The sequence below is a fragment of the Janthinobacterium sp. 75 genome (assembly GCF_004365495.1).
Classification (GTDB): Bacteria; Pseudomonadota; Gammaproteobacteria; order Burkholderiales; family Burkholderiaceae_D; genus Janthinobacterium.
Genome location: NZ_SORD01000001.1, coordinates 4,662,123 through 4,680,017, shown reverse-complemented (window position 1 = coordinate 4,680,017; position 17,895 = coordinate 4,662,123). Strand labels below are relative to the sequence as shown.

Below are 17,895 nucleotides of genomic sequence, written 5' to 3'. Positions count from 1 at the left end.
GAACGATCTGAACGATGCCCGAGCTGACTTCCCTGGCGCAGTACCTGCTGGCGATCACGCCTGCCTTCCTCGTCTGCGCCGCCTTGCTGCTGGTGTTGCCACGGACTGTGCCAGGCTCGGTGCCACTGCTGCGCGTGCTCGTGCACATTGTCTTTTTCGTGCTGGCACGCGATGCGATGACCACGCACGGTTACTGGCAGGTGGCGGCCGGCGGCTTGCGCTTCACGGCGCCGCCGCTGGTCTTGCTGGCGCTGGGCGCCGTGTCACTGGGGCTGGTGGCAAGTACTTGCTGGCTGGAAAGCGAGGCGCGCCGCCAGATCCGCTGGTTCGGCCTGCGGCCGGCCCTGTCCCTGCTGCTGGGCGTGGCGGGCGCCGCCCTGATCATCGCGCTGGCGACGGGCTTGAAAGCCCTGTTCGGCCTGCCATCCCTGGCGCCCGTCGCGCCATCCATGCTGCCCTTGCTGCTGGGCTTTGCGCTGGCGGCCAACTGTTACGAGGAATTGCTGTTCCGCGGCTTGCTGCAGCAGCAATTGCTCGCCTGGCTGCCGGCCTGGCGCGCGGCGCTGGTGTCGGGCTTGCTGTTTGGCCTGTGCCACGCCTTCCTTGCCACCACCGTGACGCAGGTGGGGGCGCCCATCGTCGTATTTACCGTGATCGAAGGCGTGGTGGCTGGGCTGGTATATTGCCGTGCCGGCTTGCTGGGCGCGTCCCTGGCGCATGGCCTTGCCATTTTTGCACTGGCCGCCGGCTGGGTGTGATGCCTGTTGTTTAATTTGATGAAGAGAGAGAGCGATGCCTGTCAGTTCCTACCTGAATACCCGCCCCGTGCTGGGCGAAAGAGTCTACCTGCATGACACGGCGCAAGTGATTGGCGATGTGCAGATCGGTGACGACTGTTCCATCTGGTGCAACAGCGTGCTGCGCGGCGACGTGAACCGCATCGTCATCGGCGAGGGCAGCAATATCCAGGACTTTTCCATGGGTCATGTGTCGCACAAGAATGCGGCCAAACCCGACGGTTCTCCCTTGACCATCGGCAAGTACGTGACCATCGGCCACTCCGTGATCTTGCATGGCTGCACCATCGGTGACGAATGCCTGATCGGCATGGGCAGCATCGTCATGGATGACGTGGTGGTGGAAAAACACGTCATGCTGGGCGCGGGCAGTCTGGTGTCGCCAGGCAAGGTGCTGGAAAGCGGGCATCTGTACGTGGGTCGCCCCGCCGCCAAGGTGCGCCTCTTAAGCGCAGCGGAGATTGCCTACCTGCGCTATTCGGCCGAGCACTATGTGCGCGTAAAGAACAATTACCTGGCCGGTGGGGACGGGGCCTGATAGTCCGCGCGGCCAAGGCGGCGCAATTCCGGCCGCGGCGCCAGGTCTTGCGGCAGGCGCAGGGCGGACACGAGTCCCAGGCGCCGCAAGAGCAGCAACATCCACCAGCCCGGGTCCCATTCACCCGGCAGCAGGCCCAGCCTGGCCGAGCCCGGATAGGCGTGATGGTTGTTGTGCCAGCATTCTCCCATGGTCAGCAGCGAGACCAGGCGGATATTTCTCCCTTGCACGGCGGCGCCATCGACATGAAAGTGCATTTGCCCATGGTTGTGGGCAAAGTAGCCGATCAGCCAGTGGCCCAGCACGCCGGCGCTGACTCGGGCGCAAACACCCCAGCAGACCAGGCCCCAGCCGCCCCAGGCGAAGAAGAGCAGGGCCCACGGCAGTTGCTGCAACATCCATGTTGCTTCCAGAAAACGATAAAAGCGGTCGTGCGCGATGCGCGGCTCGATGGCGATGTGCGGCGGATGGACAAGCTGCAAGCTGCAGTGGAGTTGCCACCAGGCATCGCGCCAGAAGCCGGCGCCGTGGCGCAGGTAAGGGTGGCAGTCGGGCAGGCGCTGGGCATAGTCGCGCAGCTCGTGCTGGCGCAGCAGGCCCAGCGGGCCGCTGAGTCCCACCAGCACGCCCAGGTACACGAGCAGGTATTCCAGCCAGCGGGGGCAGCAGTAGCTGTCGTGGATCAGTTTGCGATGGCTGCCCAGGGAATGGCCGAAGAGCAGGACGATGGCCGTGCTGCTCACAAACAGCAGCAGGCCCGTCCAGCTGAAGAAGAACAGGGCGCCAGTCACGGCGCCGGCCAGCATGGCCGTCAGCCACAGCGATTGCACTGGTGCATGGCGCACCGTGCCGTCAAGCACGCTGTCGGCGTGGGTGGCGCGAGCGCGGTGGCTGTCCAGGCTGGCCGTAGGCATCAGCCTTTGGGGGCAGACGACGGTTGCGTGTACTTGTCGAAGTTGGTGATGTAGTCGTTGAAGTTGTCGGTCAGCATGCGTTTGTACTGTTCCGTGAAGAAGGCCACGGCGCCTTCCTTCTCTTCCTGCATCTTCGCCACGTCGTTGCTCTTGCTGGCGACGAGGAAGGCATTGAAGCGGGCGGCAGCGTACAGCAGCGAGGTGGCCACTTCATTGCCGCCGCTGTGCATGCATTGTTCGTTGGCCAGGGCGATGACCTGGTCGGCGCGTTCCCAGAATTCCGGGCCCGGTGCTGGTTTTGTCGTTGGTGTGGTCATAAACATCCTTCATGAAAGTGCGCGCCAGTCTACACAGGGGGCCGCGGGCTGTCCAGCCGCGCGCCTGTCAGGGCGCTTGCAGGATCTGTTCGACCAGCACGGCCAGAGGCTGGCGGATATCGAGCACGATGCCGGCTTCGTCCTGCTGTAGTGGCTGCAGGGTGGCCAGCTGGCTGGCGAGCAGGCTGGACGGCATGAAATGGCCAGGACGCTGCATCCGGCGCTCCAGCACCTCGCGCGGACCGTCCAGGTGGGCAAAGCGCAGGGCCGGGTCGCCCTCGCGCAGCACGTCCCGGTAGGCGCGTTTCAGGGCCGAGCAGGATACCACCAGGCCACTGCCTTGCGCGCGGGCCATGGCGATCCGCTCGCTCAGGGCGGCCAGCCAGCCGGCCCGGTCGGCATCATCGAGCGCGATGCCGGCCGCCATCTTGGCCACGTTTTCCGGGGAATGCACGTCGTCGCCCTCCACGTAGGGCAGGTGCAAGGCTTCGGCCAGCAGGCTGCCGACGGCGCTCTTGCCGCAGCCGGATACGCCCATCACGACCCAGCGCACGGCGGGCACGCCCACGTTCAAGGCGCCGAGACGATGACGGTGACGCGGCGGTTTTCCGCCTTGCCCGACTTGGTGGCGTTCGAGGCCACAGGTTTGCTCATGCCCAGGCCCTTGACGGTGATGTTGTCGCGCGGAATGCCCGATGCGCTCATGGCGTCGGCCACCACGTTGGCGCGCGCCAGCGACAGCCTGTTGTTGTACGCTTCCGTGCCTTCGTTATCCGTATGGCCTTCCACGCGCATGTGGGTGATGCCCACTTTCAGCAGGGCGGCGCTGATTTTCTGGATGGCGTTGCGGCTCGGCGGCGTCAGCTTGGCGGCGTCGAATTCGAACAGCAGCTTGTCGGTAAAGCTCAGTTCCCAGCCTTCGTCCGTCTGGTTGAAGCCCTGTTCCTTCAAGGTGGCGACTTGCTCGCCACTGAACAGCGGTTTGGCCTCTGGCGTACTCTGGCAGGCGGCCAGCAGGCCCAGCATGAACAGGCCGAGGAAGCCGCGGCATAATTGCTTGTAGATAAAGTGCATGGTGTTGCTCCTTGGTTCAGGGGTGAGTGTGGGGTTGGGGCAGGCGCGCCACCTGGCGCGTGCCGCGCTGAGCCTGCTTGGCGCGGTACATGGCTTCGTCCGCTGCACCGACCAGCGAGGCGGCGTCGATGGCGTGATCGGGGAAGACGGCCACGCCGATGGTCAGCGAGCTGACGATGCTGTTGCCAGTGGGTAGTTCAATGGCTTGCGCCATGGCGGCGATGATGTTGTCGGCGATGTGCATGGCGTCGCTGCTGTTGCGCAGCGGCTTGAGCAGGATGGCGAATTCGTCGCCGCCCAGGCGCGCCACCAGGTCGCCTTCGCGCAATTGCTGCTTGATGCGCGCAGCGATCGTCACCAGCACGCGGTCGCCCGAGGCATGGCCGAAGGTATCGTTGATGTACTTGAACCGGTCGCTGTCAAGGAACAGCACGGCCACCTTGCCGTTGCCGATGCGCGCTTCGAGGATGGCCCGTTCCAGTTCCGCTTCCATGAAGGCGCGGTTCGACAAGCCCGTCAGGCTGTCGTGGTTGGCGCGGTGCGACAGCGAGGCGTGTTCCTTTTGCAGATGGCTTTGCCACTCCTCCAGTTCGTCGAGCAGGGCGTTAAAGTCGTCATTGATCTGGTTCAGTTCGGCGATGTTGGCGGGCGGCACGCGCAATTCGAACGAGCGGTCGCGCCGCACGCGGTGGGCCGTTTCCGCCAGATGGCGCAGGGGCGACGTGATCTCGGCTTCCATGCGGCGCGACAGGCGCACGGCGACGACCAGGCTTAGCACGAGACAAGCGAGCAAACAGGATAGGCCGCTCAGCAGGAAGGGCAGCAGGCTGCGGCTGTGCGGCACCAGCTTGATGTTGCCGATGGCCTGCTCATTGCGCATGATGGGAAACGTCAGCGAGTCGGGCAGTATCCAGCCCGTCAGCGCGCGTTCGATGTAGTAGCGCGTGCCATGCTGGCCCCGTTCCCAGCGGGCCAGCACCTTGCCCGTCTTGTCGCTCACTTGCGCCTGGTCGACATCTTCATTGACGCCGATCAAGGCCAGCGCTTCCTTGGCGGCCATGGAGTCGCCAAAGACGACGGCCCCTTCCACCGTGTAGCTCATCGAGCGGGCCACCAGGCGCAGGTTCTGGTCCGAATACACGCGCAGGGCCAGCAGCGCCACGGCCGTCAGGGTCAGGCCGGCCGCCAGCACGGCGATCAGCGACACGCTCAGGTGGGCGCGCCGCAGCACGCTGTCGAGCGTGGGGCGGGGCCTGCGCGCCAACCGGGAAGGCATGCTGGCGCTCATGGCGGCGGTGCCTTGCGACGTGCAATTTGCAAGGCGTTCGGATGCACGCGCAGGCCGCTGCGGGCGATGGCGTCGAGGTTGACGTCAAAACCGATCTGCGCCTCGTTCAGGCGCAGGCAGAACATGGTGCCCACGGTACAGGACGTGCCGGGTTCGGCGACCGATAAAATTGGCTTGCCGATGATCTGCGCCAGCAGATGCTCGCGTTCGCCCTCGGGCAGGCTGCCCAGGTAGACGACGTCGCATTCGTTGACAGCGGCTGCCGCCGCCGGGATTTTCACGCGGATGCGCTGGCCCAGGCTGGAGGCGGGCGTGTCGACAATAGCCGCGCCATAGCGGGGCGCGCCTAGCATGCAGACGCGCACTTCCGGGCGCGCCACGGGCCAGCGCACATAACTGATGATGCCAAACAGGACCTGGGCCACCTCGGCCGGCCGCTTGGCTTCGGCAGTCGCGCCCGTTTGCGCCCGCGCCACGCACGGCGCCAGCACAATGCAGGCGAGCAGCGAAGCCAGCAGCGAGGTCAGCAGCACGGCGAGCAGGGCGGGCGGCGCGGAGCGCTGCCGATGGAGAGAGAAAGTGGGCACGGCGTCGGGTGTCTTTATGCAGGTCGGGTGGTTACTCAAATTGCTACTCAGCAACACACACTCTACGGAAGTCCATGCTGAAAGTAAATCACGGCACTAGGCCATAAACCTTGCATTATAAACACGAATGTTAAAACTTGCATTCCTTGCCATGAAAATTACTTATTAACACTGTCTTGGCGCGCCAGAGTGTTGCTATTCTTCCAGTGTTGCTTCCAGCAAGTCGATTTCGCGCAGCAGGCGCAAATGGATGGTGTCGTCCAGTTCGCCCGAGATGCGGCGGCGGAACAGTTCGTCCCGCTCCGCATTCAGCGCTTCCAGGCGCAGCGCGCGTTCAGCCTTGGCCAGCTCTTGCAGCCGCATCGCCTCGTCGTTGCTGCTTTCGCCGTATGCCAGGCGGCGCCGGTAGGCTTCGATCAGGCGGTTGGCCGCCTCGGTGACGACTTGCTGCTTGTCATTCTTGTCGATGCCTTTGCACACTTTTTCCAGCCGCGCAATAGCCGCTTCGGCGGCGGCGGCGCGGGCATTGCGTTCTTCCGTCGAACGGCGCGCGGGCGGTGCGAACACCAGGCCCTTGGTCAGCAGGGGCAAGGTGACGCTGGCCAGCAACAGCGACAGCAGAATCACCCCCATGGCCAGGAAGATGACGAGGTCGCGCGCGGGGAAACGATTTCCATCAGGCAAGAACAAAGGCAGGGTCAAAATGCCGGCCAGGGTCAGCGCGCCGCGCACGCCCGCAAACGAGGCAACCAGCAGCAGGCGCAGGCTGGGACGGGCCAGCAGCGCCGCTTCCTTCGATTCGCCCGGCATTTTCTTGTGGTGCTTGAACAAGGTCAGTTTCATGGAAATGAAGACCCAGATGAAGCGCATGAAGGTCAGCCCCACCGTGATGGCGATGACGAACAGGGGCAGTTTCCAGGCGCTGCCGGCGCCCACTTCCATGGACGCGGCGGGCAAGCCGGCCACGGTGGTGGGCAGCTGCGCGCCCAGCATGACGAAGATCACGCCATTCAAGACCAGTTGCACGGTATCCCACACGGCCTTGCGCTGGGTGCGCGTGGCGGCCAGCGGGCGGCCGATCAGGTCGGCGTAATGCATGGACACGCCCGCCGTGGCGGCCGCCAGGATGCCTGAGCCGTGGATTTGCTCGGCGCCCAGGTAGGCGGCGAACGGGATCAGGATGCTGATGAGGATTTGCAGGCCCGGCTCTTCGCCGACCTTGCTCACCAGCCATTTATTCGCCAGGCCCACGCCCCAGGAGATCGCCAGGCCGATGACGATGCCGCCGCCCGCTTCCTGCAGGAAACTCAGCGAGGCGGCGCCGATGGAAAAGCCGCCCGTCATCATGGCGCCCACGGCAAACGTGAAGCAGACCAGGCCCGAGGCGTCGTTCAGCAGGGATTCGCCTTCCAGGATGTGCATCAGGCGCGGCGGGATCGGGTTGCCGGCCGCGATCGCCGACACGGCCACGGGGTCCGTCGGCGACAGGATGGCGCCCAGCGCAAAGGCGACGGCTAGCGGCACGCTGGGGATCAGCCAGTCGATGAAGAAACCCATGCCCAGCACGGTAAACAGCACCAGGCCGATGGCCAGCATCAGGATCGAGCGCGCATCGGAAAAGAAGGCGCCCTTGGGAATGCGCCAGCCATCGAGAAACAGCAGCGGCGGAATGAAGAGCAGGAAGAAAATATCGGGATCGAGCGGCACTTGCACGCCAAACAGAGCCAATCCCGTGCCGCCGGCGATCTGGATCAGTGGCAACGGCAGTTTGACCCAGCGCGAGCGGGCGATGAAGCCGCACAGGACGACGCTCAAGACAAGGATGAGGATGATGGTTACGGTATGCATGAAGGAGCGGCGGCGTGCTGAAACGCTGATTATAAGGTGCAGCCCGCCCGCAGCGTTGCCTGCGTGTCATTGCGTACATACAACAAGTCACAATCGCGGTAAGATTGTCCCTATCATTGTCAACATTTGCCCTGTTGCTGCCGTCCGTGCGCGGCAGGCGCGTGCTCAGCCTTTTATCGGACTCCTGTTTTGCTCAAAAAGATTTTCACCGGCCTGCTGCTATTGCTGGCGCTGCTCATCGTGGCCGCCCTAGCTGCCTACTTGTATTACTGGCGCCCCGCGCTGGCGCCCGTCAATCCGCCTGCCGCCACGGCATTTTCCCCGCAAGTGGTGGAAAAGGGCCGCGTCCTGGCTGGCATGGGCAATTGCGCGGCCTGCCATACGGCCAAGGGCGGTGCCGATTATGCGGGTGGCCACGGCCTGGCCACGCCGTTCGGCACGATCTACGCGACGAATATCACGCCGGACACGCAAACGGGCATCGGCCGCTGGTCGCTGGCCGCCTTCCAGCGGGCCATGCGCGAAGGCGTGGGCCGCGATGGCGCACATTTGTTTCCCGTCTTTCCGTACACCCACTTCAACCTCGTCTCGGACGCCGACCTGACGGCCTTGTACGCGTATTTCATGACGCGCCCGCCCGTGTATGCGGTGGCGCCCCCGAACAGCGTGCCTTTTCCTTTGAACCTGCGCCCCTTGCAGGCGGGCTGGAAGTTGCTGTTCTTTAAGCCGGCCAGCTATCAGCTTGATGCCGCGCAAGGACAGGACTGGAACCGGGGCCGCTATCTGGCCGAAGGCCTGGCCCATTGCGCCGCCTGCCACACGCCGCGCAATGCGCTGGGCGCCGAGCTTGCCGGGTCGTCGTATCTGGGTGCGTCCATCGATCACTGGTATGCACCGGCCCTGACCAGCGCCAATACGGCACCATTGCCGTGGACACAGGATGAACTGTATGCCTTCCTGCGCACGGGGGCGACGGCCCTGCACGGCGTGGCGGCCGGGCCCATGTCGGACGTCGTGCACGAAGGCATGGGCGCCTCGCCCGATGGCGATATCCGCGCGCTGTCCGTGTATTTTGCCGGTGTTTCCGGTGCTGGCGGGCGCAAGGTGGATGTGGATGCAGTGATAAAAACCGGCATCGCCCGTTCGCAGCGCGTCAGCCTGGTCGACAACGACCGTGGCGCCAGCCTGTACGTGGCCGCCTGCGCCTCGTGCCACTCGAACAGCGACGGCCAGCCTGTGGCATTGCGTCCGGAACTAAGCCTGAACAGCGCCGTCAGCGCGCCTGATCCCGCCAACCTGATCCAGGTCATCCTGCACGGTTTGTCCAGGGATGAGGCCATGCCCGGCGTGCTGATGCCCGGCTTTGCCGCCTCGCTGACGGACAACGACGTGGCCCAGCTGGCCGCCTATCTGCGCCGCAGTCGCAGCCACCAGCCGGCCTGGACCAATCTGGAAGCGTTGGTGGCACGCACGCGCGCCGGCAAGTAATTCTTGAAAGTTTCTTATCTACAACACTTATGTATAACATTACCGTGAATGGCCAGCCCTTCGGCACCGAGGCCGACGCCGAGACGCCGCTGCTGTGGGTGCTGCGCGATGAAGTCCATTTGAAAGGCACCAAGTTTGGCTGCGGCATTGGCATGTGCGGCGCCTGCACCGTGCATGTGGATGGCCGCGCCATGCGTTCCTGTATCACGCCCATCGCCGCCGTGACGGGCTGCGCCATCACCACCATCGAAGGCTTGTCGGCGGACGGCACGCATCCTCTGCAGCGGGCTTGGGTCGCCACGCAGGCACCTCAGTGCGGTTATTGCCAGTCGGGCCAGATCATGCAGGCGGCGACCTTGCTGCGCGACTATCCGCAGCCGACGGATGCGAATATTGATGCCGTCATGAGCGGTAACCTGTGCCGTTGTATGGCGTACGTGCGCATCCGCAAGGCGATCAAGCTGGCGGCCGGCATGCAGGAGGCGCCCGGTGTTTAAGTTACCGAAAGAAAATTCTGCTGCCCGTCCCCCTGCACTGGGACGGCGCGGTTTCCTGATCGCCGCCGCCGGTACGGGTTTTTCCCTGGCCTTCTTGCGTGCCGACAGCTCATTGGCCGCCGGAAAGGTGGCAACCGCGCCGCCAAGACAAGACGCTGCGCCTGTGTTCGATCCCAGCATCTGGTTCCAGATCGGCCGCGACGGCATCGTCACCGTGAATATCGCCAAGGCGGAAATGGGCCAGCATATCGGTACGGCACTGGCGCGCATCGTGGCCGAGGAACTGGAGGCGGACTGGGACAAGGTGCGCCTGCATTACGTGGACACGGACCCGAAATGGGGCTTGATGGTGACGGGCGGTAGCTGGTCCGTTTGGCAGAATTTCGATCCGCTCAGCCGTGCTGGCGCGGCCGGCCGCCTCGCGCTGGTCGAGGAGGGCGCGCGCCTGCTGCGCATGCCCGTGTCGGCCTGCCACGCCAGGCTGGGCGTGGTGCATGGCCGGGGGCGGTCCATCAGCTATGGCGACATCGTGCGTCGTGGCAAGCTGGCGCGCCAGTATACGCCCGAGCAACTGCAAGCGATCGTGCTCAAGTCGCCGCAGCAGCGCAGCCTGATCGGCCAGCATGTGCAGGCGCTCGATATTCCGGCAAAAACGGATGGCACGGCCGTGTATGGCATCGATGCGCAGGTGGAAGGCATGCTGTATGCGCGCCCGAAGATCCCGCCCACGCGCTACGGTGCCAAGGTGGTCTCTATCGACGACTCGGCCGCAAAAAAGGTGAAGGGCTACTTGCGCTCGGTGGCCTTGCAGGACCCCAGCGGCACGGTGCCCGGCTGGGTCATGGTGGTGGCCGACACGTATGCGGCCGCCTTGCGCGCGGCCGACCTGGTGCAAGTGAAATGGCGGGCCGGCGCGGCAGCCCACGTGGCGGAGCAGGATATCCTCAACTACGCCACCAAGCAACTGGCCGATGCCAGCCTGGGCGCCCGCGTGGTCGATGATGATGGTGTGGAGCAGGCGTTCAAGGATGCCAGCCTGCAACTGGAACGCCACTACACGACCAGTACCGTGCTGCATTTCCAGCTCGAACCGGTGAATGCGCTGGCGCAGGAAATCGACGGCGTCTGGCATATCCATGCGGGCAACCAGTGGCAATCGTTGATCCTGCCCGTGCTGGCGCAGGCGTTGAAGGTGCCGGAAAGCAAGGTGATGCTGCATACCTATCTGCTGGGCGGCGGCTTCGGTCGACGCCTGAATGGCGATTATTGCGTGCCGGCCGCGCTGGCGGCACAAGCCGTGGGACGCCCCGTCAAGATGATTTGCACGCGGTCCGACGATGCCCGTTTCGATTCGCCCCGCTCGCCATCCGTGCAACATGTGCGCATGGCGTTCGACGACGCCGGCAAGGTGTCGGCGATGGTGCACGAAGCGAGCGCGGGCTGGCCCACGCAAGCGATGATACCCGCCTTCCTGGCCAAGGATACGCAGGGTCATCCATATGACCCGTTCGCCATCGCCGGCGCCGACCACTGGTACGCGGTGGGCGCGCACCGCGTACGGGCCGTGTCGAACGACCTGGCCAACAGCAGTTTCCGCCCCGGCTGGCTGCGTTCCGTGGGACCAGGCTGGACGAATTGGGCAGTGGAAAGTTTTATGGACGAGGCGGCGCAGGCGGCCAAGGTCGACCCGCTGGCCTTCCGTTTGTCGTTGCTGCAGGCGACGGGGCGCAATGCGGGCAGCGCACCGAACGCTGTCGGCGGCGCTGCGCGCCTGGCCCATGTGCTGCAGCGGGTGGCGGACAAGGCGGGCTGGGGCACGGCCATGCCGCCCGACACGGGCCTGGGCATCGCCGCCACGTTCGGCCAGGAACGCGACATGCCCACCTGGACGGCCTGCGTTGCCCGGGTGAAAGTAGACCGCAGCACTTGCATGGTGAAAGTCGAAAAGTTGTTCATGGCCATTGATGCGGGCATCATCGTCGATCCTGATGGCGCGCTGGCGCAGGCGGAAGGGGGCGCCCTGTGGGGCGTGAGCATGGCCTTGCATGAAGGCACGGCTTTCCTGAATGGCGAGGTGAAGGATACCAACCTGAATACCTACACGCCCCTGCGCATGGCCGATGTGCCCGAGCTCGACATCGAATTCGTGGCCAGCACGGCAACTTCGACGGGCATGGGCGAGCCGCCCACGACGGCCGTGGCGCCCGCGATCGGCAACGCCATCTTCGCCGCCGTGGCGTCGCGCGTGCGGCATTTGCCGATCCGCCCGGAAGCCGTGCTGAAGGGGCTGGACCGGCACGGCGCCGTTTGATGCGGACGCGCGGCAAAATGACGTGCGCCGCGCGTGAACGGACGCAGGCTGGTACACTGAGGATTGCAGCGCAGGGCGCGCAGGCGGCGCCCGGTTCGGCAAAATCAGCGCAGCAGTGTGATTTCAGCTTGATGTCAGCTCGATTCCAGCTCGATAGCGGAGGCAGCCATGCAAGAACAATTTGTCAGCATCACGGCCGATGAACTTCAAATGGACGGCGTGCTTGAAATGCCCGAGCGACCGGTCGGCATCGTCCTGTTTGCCCACGGTGCAGGCGCCGATAGCGACTATCTGGGCGCCTCAAGCCACGCCACTTCCCAGGATTTTCTGCGGGCGGGCATCGCCACCCTGCGTTTCGACCAGGGCGGCGTCGGGCCCGGCGGCGGCAGCAATGGCCACTCTTATTTTGTGCGCAGCGACATCGTGCTGCTGGCGCGTCAACTGGAAAAAGCCCTGGGCTGGCTGCAAGTCGATCCAGCCACGCGGCGCTTGCCTTGCGGCCTGTATGGCTATGGCACCAGCGCCGCCGTGGTGATGCAGCTGGCGGCCTGGCGCAGCGCGGAAATCGCCGCGCTGGCTGTCTGTGATGGCCAGGTGGAAATGGCGGGCAAGGCGGCGCTGGAAAATGTGCGTGTGCCTTCGCTGCTGATCGTGGGCGGGCGCGACCCCGATGTGGCTGGCCTGAACCGCATGGCCTTCGCCACCTTGCGCTGCGACAAACAACTGGAACAGATCGCCGCACCCGGTGCTCCCGACACGCGGCACCAGGCGGCCTTGCTGGCCACTGACTGGTACATGCGCCATTTCAACGGGCATACCAGCACGGCGCAATAGGCGCCAGTCAGTCTGTGGCGCGCAGGTTTTGTGCATGGAAGCGCAGATGCTCTTCCATGAAGCTGGCGATGAAATAATAGCCGTGGTCATAGCCGGCATGGCGGCGCAGCTGCAGGGGCTGGCCGGCGTCGCGGCACGCCGCTTCGAACACCTTGGGATACAGTTGCTCGGTCAAGAACTTGTCGGCCAGGCCCTGGTCGATCAAGATGCCGCCAGGAAATAGTGCCGGCTTGCCTTGCAAGCCGCGCATCAGGGCGCTGGCGTCGTATTGCTGCCAGCTTGCTGCATCGCTGCCCAGGTAGCCTGTAAAAGCCTTTTTGCCCCACGGACACTGGCTCGGTGCGGCGATGGGCGCGAAGGCGGACACTGAGCGGAACAGTTCCGGGTTGCGCAAGGCCAGCACCAGCGCGCCGTGGCCGCCCATCGAGTGGCCGAAAATACCCGTGCGTTGCGCATCGATCGCCAGTTCCTGTTCCAGCAGCGCGCGCAGTTCCAGGAGGTAGCTGTACATGCGGTAGTGGCTGCTCCACGGCGCTTCTGTGGCATCGACGTAAAAGCCGGCGCCCGCGCCGAAATCCCAGGCATCCGTCTCGCCCGCGATGTTGGCGCCACGGGGGCTGGTGTCGGGCGCGATCAGGATCAGGCCTTCTTCGGCCGCCACGCGCTGCGCGCCACCCTTGATCATGAACGTTTCTTCCGTGCACGTCAGGCCAGCCAGGTAAAACAGGGCGGGGCGCTTGATGCTGACGGTGTCGCCTGGCGCCGTGTCGGGAATGAATGCCGAAAAACGCATGGGCAAGCCGATGGCTTGCGCGTCGTGGCGATAAAAGCGTTGCACACCGCCAAAACAGGCGTGTTCACTCAACAGTTCCAGCATGAATTCTCCTCGTCAATGTCATAGTATAGCGAGAGCGGCGCACCGCTGAGCCGGGATCAGCCCAGCATGGCCGCTAATGCTGGCAAGATGTCCTGTGCCGGCGCATCGGTCTTGAATGCCAGCAAATGGTCGGCGCGCGTCTTGCCCATGTTGATGGCGGCCACGGGCTTGCCCGTCTCGGCCGCCATGCGGCACAGGCGAAAGCTGGAATACACCATCACGGACGAGCCGACTACCAGCAGGGCGCTGGCCTCCATCAGCTTGTGCTCGGCCTCGGCAGCGCAGGCGGAGGGTACGCCATCGCCAAAGAACACCACGTCGGGCTGCAATGTGCCGCCGCAGCGGGGACAGACGGGAAGGTGGAAGGTGGCCAGTTGCGACGGCTCCAGCAAGGCGTCGCCATCGGGCGCCGGCGTGGCCGTGGCGCCCAGCAGCTGCGGATTGTCGTGTTCCAGCATGTCCTGGATCAGGCGGCGCGTGTGGCGGGCCTGGCAATCGAGGCATACCACGCCATGTATGCTGCCGTGCAACTCCGTGACGGTGGCGCTGCCTGCCTGCTGATGCAGGCCATCCACGTTTTGCGTGACCAGGCCGCCGATGTGCTGGCGCTGCGCCAAATGCGCGATGGCCAGGTGGCCGGGATTCGGCGTGGCGCGCGCCAGGGTGGGCCAGCCTACCATGCTGCGGGCCCAGTAGCGGCGGCGCACGGCTTCCTCTCGGCGAAAGTCGGGACCTTGCACTGGGGCATTGCCGCGCCGCACGCCTTCCGTATCGCGGTAAGCGGGAATGCCGGACGCCGTGCTGATGCCGGCGCCCGTCAGCAGCAGCACCTCGGGATGGCGCTGCAGGAACTGCGCCAGCTGCTCCAGGGCGGGATCGTCGCTGGCGCTCAGCTGGCTGGCGGAGGGAAAGTTTTGCATGATGCGCCATGCTAACCGAAAAGCACGGCGCCGTTGCAAGAGGGGAGGTTTATTCCAGCTTCATGCCGAAACGCTGCAGCCGCGGCTGCCAATGCTCCTCGATATTGGCCGAGACGAGGATGCGCTCGGCCTTGCCAATCAGCAATGCGCGCGGCACGAAGCCGAAATAGCGCGAGTCGGCGCTGTTGTCGCGGTTATCGCCCAGCATGAGGAAATGGTCGGCCGGCACCGTCACGGGGGCAAAGCTGCGCGCCGCGCCCGCGATTTGCGGCAAGACCTGGATGCGGTGCTGCTCGGTCGCGTTGCGCTCGCTGATGCGCTGCGCTGTCAGCTGGCCCAGATGGGCGATGGTTTCGGGCGCCGTGTCGAGCACCGTGTACCGGGCGGGCTGGCCATTGATGATCAGCTGTTCATTGCGCATTTCCACCGTGTCGCCGGGCAGGGCGATGATGCGCTTGATCAAGCGCGTGCCATCTTTCGGCGAGGAAAAGGTGACGATATCGCCCCGCTGCGGGTCGCCCAGGCGTTGCAGCACGATATCGGTCAGCGGCACTTTCAGGTTGAAGGCCAGGCGGTTGACGAAGACGACATCGCCTTCGAGCAGGTTGGGGCGCATGGATGCCGACGGTATCGGATTCCAGTCCGCCACGGCCGTGCGGAAGACGCCGAACAGCAGCAGGAACATCAAAAAACCTTTGTTGGCGCGCATCCATGTTTTCATCTTGGCTCTTTCGCTGGGCCGTGCCCGTGATGGTGAGGAGAGGCGCCATGGCTGCTGGCGCCCTATCCACGATGCACGGCGAGGCTGAAGCCAGTCTTAAATCAGGTGCATGCATGGCCGGCAGCGTGGCCTTTGTTGCGTGCAAACGTCAGCGACGCGGCTATTTGAAGGCCTTGATGACGGCATCGAGCTTGACCTTCAGCGACTTGTCGTGCGCGTGGATGGCCGGCACTTCGCGCTGTACGCCGAGCAGCTGGTAGACGGCCGTCTGCGCTGCGCGTACCGAGTATTCCACGGTGAAGACGACATCGTCGGCGATTTCCACGAACTGGCTGACGAAGGCCAGGTTGACGGAGTTGGCCGGCACGGGCAGGGGACGGTCGCTCTTTGCGCGGGGCATGAACATGCTGGTGATGTAGGGCATGCGGCAGGGAATGCAGTTGGCCGTGGCCATGATGTCGAGGTCGAAGTTCAGGTGGCCGCACAGCTCGCGCAGGATATCCGCGCCGCTGCATTCGGACATGGGCTTGGCGACGAAGTTGCCGATGCGGTCAGGGTGCAGCGCATAGCCCCAGAATACTTGCACGCCCTCGGGCTGGCCGGCGAAATGGGGCTGGTGCGCCAGCACGATGGACATGAACCAGTTGCTGTCCTTGAAGGTGACGAGGCCGCCCGTGCCCGCGCTGTTGCCCGTGAATTGCTCCATCCTGTCAAAGAAGGCGCTGTCTTTCAGGGTGACCGTGTACGAGGCCCAGTATGATTCGGGGATGCTGCTGTTGAAGGCGGCGGGGCGTCCCAGTTCCGGGCGGCCCTCGGCCAGCTTTTCCCACAGGCGCCAGCCCTGGCTGTCGTTTTTCGTGCGCTGGGCCGGCGCGCTGTGCATGCTGCCATAGCTGGAGGCATCCGTCATCGAGGCGTTCTGGAAAAAGACCAGGTCGCCGGCGGCCACAGGGATCACGTCGGCCAGGCCGTGCCGCTGGCAGGCGATGGCGGTGGCGCTCAGGCGGCCGTCGCTCTCCTGCACCTCGATATCGCTCACCGTGCAATCCATGATGATGTTCACGCCTTGCTCCTGCAGCCAGGCGACCAGGGGACGTACCAGCGAATCGTACTGGTTGTAGACGGTGCGCTTGACGCCGGCCAGGGTTTCGATGCGCGAAAACTCCATCATGAAGCGGTGCAGGTAGCGCTTGAACTCGACGGCGCTATGCCAGGGCTGGAAGGCAAACGTGGTGGCCCACATGGTCCAGAACTTGGTGTCGAAGAATTCGGGTGAGAGCCAGTCCGTGATGGCGCTGCTGCCCAAGGTGTCTTCGTCGGCTTCCGTCAGCTTCAGCAGTTCCAGCCTGTCCTGCATGGAAAAGCCCATGCTGCTGACATCGACCTTGAAGCGGTTGCGGTCGACCAGGCGCGCGCGCGAGTGGGGAAGGTGCTGTTCGTTGAAGGCGATGGTTTCATCGTAGACGCTCTGGCCCGCATGTTCGAGCGAGGGTATGCTCTTGAACAGGTCCCAGGTGCACTCGTAATTATCGGTGGTCAGCATGCGCCCGCCGCGCAAGGTGTAGCCATCCTCTGCATTGCCGCCGCCATCGAGGCTGCCCCCGGTCACGGGCGACGCTTCGAAGACGGTAATGTTGCAACCTTGCATGCCGCCGTCGCGTATCATGAATGCGGCTGCGGCCAGCGAGCCGATGCCGCCGCCGACGAGGTAGGCTTTTTTGTCTGTATTAGGCATGGTTTTCCCCTGAGTGTGAGTGCATCTGCATGCGCGAAAGGCCGGCAAGCGGCACGGCTGATGCCGCGCCATATTTGCCTATTTTACAACATCAGGGGAGAATCGGCAGATAAATAGAGCGTTCGTTCGGTTTTTTCAGGCGCTGGCGTGTTCCTTGCGCCGTTCAAAGTACAGCAAATCCGACCAGGCATCCTGGAAGCGCATGGCTTTTTCCGAACGGCCATATTGGCGAAAACCGTTGCGTTGCATGACGGCGATCGAACCCAGGTTTTGCGGCCGCGCCGTCGCTTCCAGGCGCCACAGTTCCAGTGCACCGAACGCTTCTTCCAGCAACAGGGCGACCACGCGCGTGGCGTAGCCGCGTCCGCCGAACCGTTCGCCGATGCGATAGCCGAGCGTCGCCTTGTTGAAATACGGGCGCGTGACGGCAGTCAGGTTGACTCTGCCGATGATCTGCCCGTCCAGCTTGGCCAGGTACTGGTATGCGCTGTCTTTCTCACGTTCGCGCTGCGCCTGCTCGATGGCGGCGGCGATGGCTTCATGGTGGTAATACGATGGTGCGCGCGCCGTGACCCAGCTTTCAAAATACGCGCGGTTTTCCAGTTCAAAGGCCAGCAAGGCGGGAAGGTCGGCGCTGGAGGGGGGGAGCAATTGAAGGCGGTCGAGGTCTGGCATGGGATCGTGTCGGAAAGCGATGCGCCATTATAATCAGCTTGCGCATTTCGCCGCACATGCTTGAATTCATGAAGGAGCAGCATGCTGTCCCATATTTGCCTCGGCACCAACGACTTTCCCCGCGCCTACGCCTTTTACACGGCACTGCTGGGAGAACTCGACTTGATCGAGAAATTTCACGATCCGGCCCAACCCTGGGCGGGCTGGATGGCGAAGGATGCACCGCGCCCCCTGTTCGTGCTGACGGCGCCGCATGACGGCTTGCCGGCCACTCCCGGCAATGGCCAGATGACGGCCTTGCTGGCGGCCAGCCGCTCGCAGGTGGACCGTTGCCACCAGGCCGTGCTGGCGCTGGGCGCCGTGTGCGAAGGGCTGCCCGGCTTGCGGCCCCATTACCACCCCAATTACTATGGCGCTTACTTCCGCGACCTCGATGGCAACAAGTTGTGCGTCTGCTGCCACGGCGAAGATTGA

Annotated in this window: 19 protein-coding genes; 7 read left to right on the top strand and 12 right to left on the bottom strand. The window is 64.3% G+C overall.

Features of this window, described 5'->3' with window-relative positions; translation table 11 throughout:
• Window positions 1-14 precede the first annotated feature (14 nt).
• Both C8C89_RS21270 and C8C89_RS21265 read left to right on the top strand, forming a co-directional pair.
• Complete coding sequence (locus C8C89_RS21270; RefSeq protein WP_133992396.1) at window positions 15-758, top strand: CPBP family glutamic-type intramembrane protease; 744 nt, start codon at window positions 15-17, stop codon at window positions 756-758.
• Window positions 759-792: 34 nt separating this feature from the next.
• Window positions 793-1,335, top strand: coding sequence for a gamma carbonic anhydrase family protein (locus C8C89_RS21265; protein WP_133992394.1), 543 nt, complete (start codon window positions 793-795; stop codon window positions 1,333-1,335).
• On the opposite strand, the gene C8C89_RS21260 is transcribed toward C8C89_RS21265, so the two are convergent.
• From C8C89_RS21260 to C8C89_RS21230, 7 genes are all read right to left on the bottom strand, one after another.
• Window positions 1,308-2,249, bottom strand: a complete 942-nt coding sequence (locus C8C89_RS21260) for a fatty acid desaturase (RefSeq protein ID WP_133992392.1) — start codon at window positions 2,247-2,249, stop codon at window positions 1,308-1,310. The two genes, C8C89_RS21265 and C8C89_RS21260, sit on opposite strands and share 28 nt — an antisense overlap.
• Window positions 2,249-2,566, bottom strand: a complete 318-nt coding sequence (locus C8C89_RS21255; RefSeq protein WP_133992390.1) for a DUF3144 domain-containing protein — start codon at window positions 2,564-2,566, stop codon at window positions 2,249-2,251. Before C8C89_RS21255 ends, C8C89_RS21260 begins: the two co-directional genes overlap by 1 nt.
• A gap of 67 nt (window positions 2,567-2,633) precedes the next feature.
• Complete coding sequence (locus C8C89_RS21250) at window positions 2,634-3,104, bottom strand: gluconokinase (RefSeq protein WP_208327805.1); 471 nt, start codon at window positions 3,102-3,104, stop codon at window positions 2,634-2,636.
• 32 nt (window positions 3,105-3,136) lie between these two features.
• Window positions 3,137-3,640, bottom strand: coding sequence for an OmpA family protein (locus tag C8C89_RS21245; RefSeq protein WP_133992386.1), 504 nt, complete (start codon window positions 3,638-3,640; stop codon window positions 3,137-3,139).
• A gap of 16 nt (window positions 3,641-3,656) precedes the next feature.
• Window positions 3,657-4,928 carry a diguanylate cyclase gene (locus tag C8C89_RS21240; RefSeq protein WP_133992384.1) on the bottom strand — a complete coding sequence of 424 codons (1,272 nt, stop codon included), beginning with the start codon at window positions 4,926-4,928 and terminating at the stop codon, window positions 3,657-3,659.
• Complete coding sequence (locus tag C8C89_RS21235) at window positions 4,925-5,515, bottom strand: YfiR family protein (RefSeq protein ID WP_243858162.1); 591 nt, start codon at window positions 5,513-5,515, stop codon at window positions 4,925-4,927. The genes C8C89_RS21240 and C8C89_RS21235 overlap by 4 nt, the downstream gene beginning before the upstream one ends.
• A gap of 195 nt (window positions 5,516-5,710) precedes the next feature.
• On the bottom strand, window positions 5,711-7,363 hold the full coding sequence (locus C8C89_RS21230; RefSeq protein ID WP_133992382.1) for a Na+/H+ antiporter: 1,653 nt from the start codon (window positions 7,361-7,363) through the stop codon (window positions 5,711-5,713).
• A 189-nt stretch (window positions 7,364-7,552) separates the two neighbouring features.
• Here C8C89_RS21230 and C8C89_RS21225 point away from each other — a divergent pair, with 189 nt between their 5' ends.
• The 4 genes from C8C89_RS21225 (at window position 7,553) to C8C89_RS21210 (ending at window position 12,493) form a co-directional block, all read left to right on the top strand.
• The gene (locus C8C89_RS21225) at window positions 7,553-8,851 is read left to right on the top strand and encodes a cytochrome c (protein WP_133992380.1); all 1,299 of its coding nucleotides are present in this window, start codon (window positions 7,553-7,555) and stop codon (window positions 8,849-8,851) included.
• 29 nt (window positions 8,852-8,880) lie between these two features.
• Window positions 8,881-9,348 (top strand): (2Fe-2S)-binding protein, encoded by a 468-nt coding sequence (locus C8C89_RS21220; protein WP_133992378.1) that lies wholly within the window; start codon window positions 8,881-8,883, stop codon window positions 9,346-9,348.
• Entirely contained in the window at window positions 9,341-11,659 is a 2,319-nt protein-coding gene (locus tag C8C89_RS21215) for a molybdopterin cofactor-binding domain-containing protein (protein ID WP_133992376.1), read from the top strand. The genes C8C89_RS21220 and C8C89_RS21215 overlap by 8 nt, the downstream gene beginning before the upstream one ends.
• Before the next feature lie 168 nt (window positions 11,660-11,827).
• On the top strand, window positions 11,828-12,493 hold the full coding sequence (locus tag C8C89_RS21210; protein WP_101480674.1) for a hydrolase: 666 nt from the start codon (window positions 11,828-11,830) through the stop codon (window positions 12,491-12,493).
• 7 nt (window positions 12,494-12,500) lie between these two features.
• Here C8C89_RS21210 and fghA read toward each other — a convergent pair whose 3' ends face one another.
• The 5 genes from fghA to C8C89_RS21185 form a co-directional block, all read right to left on the bottom strand.
• Window positions 12,501-13,370 (bottom strand): S-formylglutathione hydrolase, encoded by an 870-nt coding sequence (gene fghA, locus C8C89_RS21205; RefSeq protein ID WP_133992374.1) that lies wholly within the window; start codon window positions 13,368-13,370, stop codon window positions 12,501-12,503.
• A gap of 56 nt (window positions 13,371-13,426) precedes the next feature.
• Complete coding sequence (locus C8C89_RS21200) at window positions 13,427-14,290, bottom strand: NAD-dependent protein deacetylase (protein WP_133992372.1); 864 nt, start codon at window positions 14,288-14,290, stop codon at window positions 13,427-13,429.
• A gap of 49 nt (window positions 14,291-14,339) precedes the next feature.
• A complete protein-coding gene (gene lepB, locus C8C89_RS21195; RefSeq protein ID WP_133992370.1) occupies window positions 14,340-15,011 on the bottom strand; it encodes a signal peptidase I in 672 nt (223 codons plus the stop codon).
• A 160-nt stretch (window positions 15,012-15,171) separates the two neighbouring features.
• Complete coding sequence (locus C8C89_RS21190) at window positions 15,172-16,746, bottom strand: oleate hydratase (RefSeq protein ID WP_101480678.1); 1,575 nt, start codon at window positions 16,744-16,746, stop codon at window positions 15,172-15,174.
• Between the two features lie 135 nt (window positions 16,747-16,881).
• Window positions 16,882-17,421 (bottom strand): GNAT family protein, encoded by a 540-nt coding sequence (locus tag C8C89_RS21185; RefSeq protein WP_133992368.1) that lies wholly within the window; start codon window positions 17,419-17,421, stop codon window positions 16,882-16,884.
• An 81-nt stretch (window positions 17,422-17,502) separates the two neighbouring features.
• Between C8C89_RS21185 and C8C89_RS21180 the strand changes: the two genes are divergently transcribed.
• Entirely contained in the window at window positions 17,503-17,895 is a 393-nt protein-coding gene (locus C8C89_RS21180) for a VOC family protein (protein ID WP_133992366.1), read from the top strand.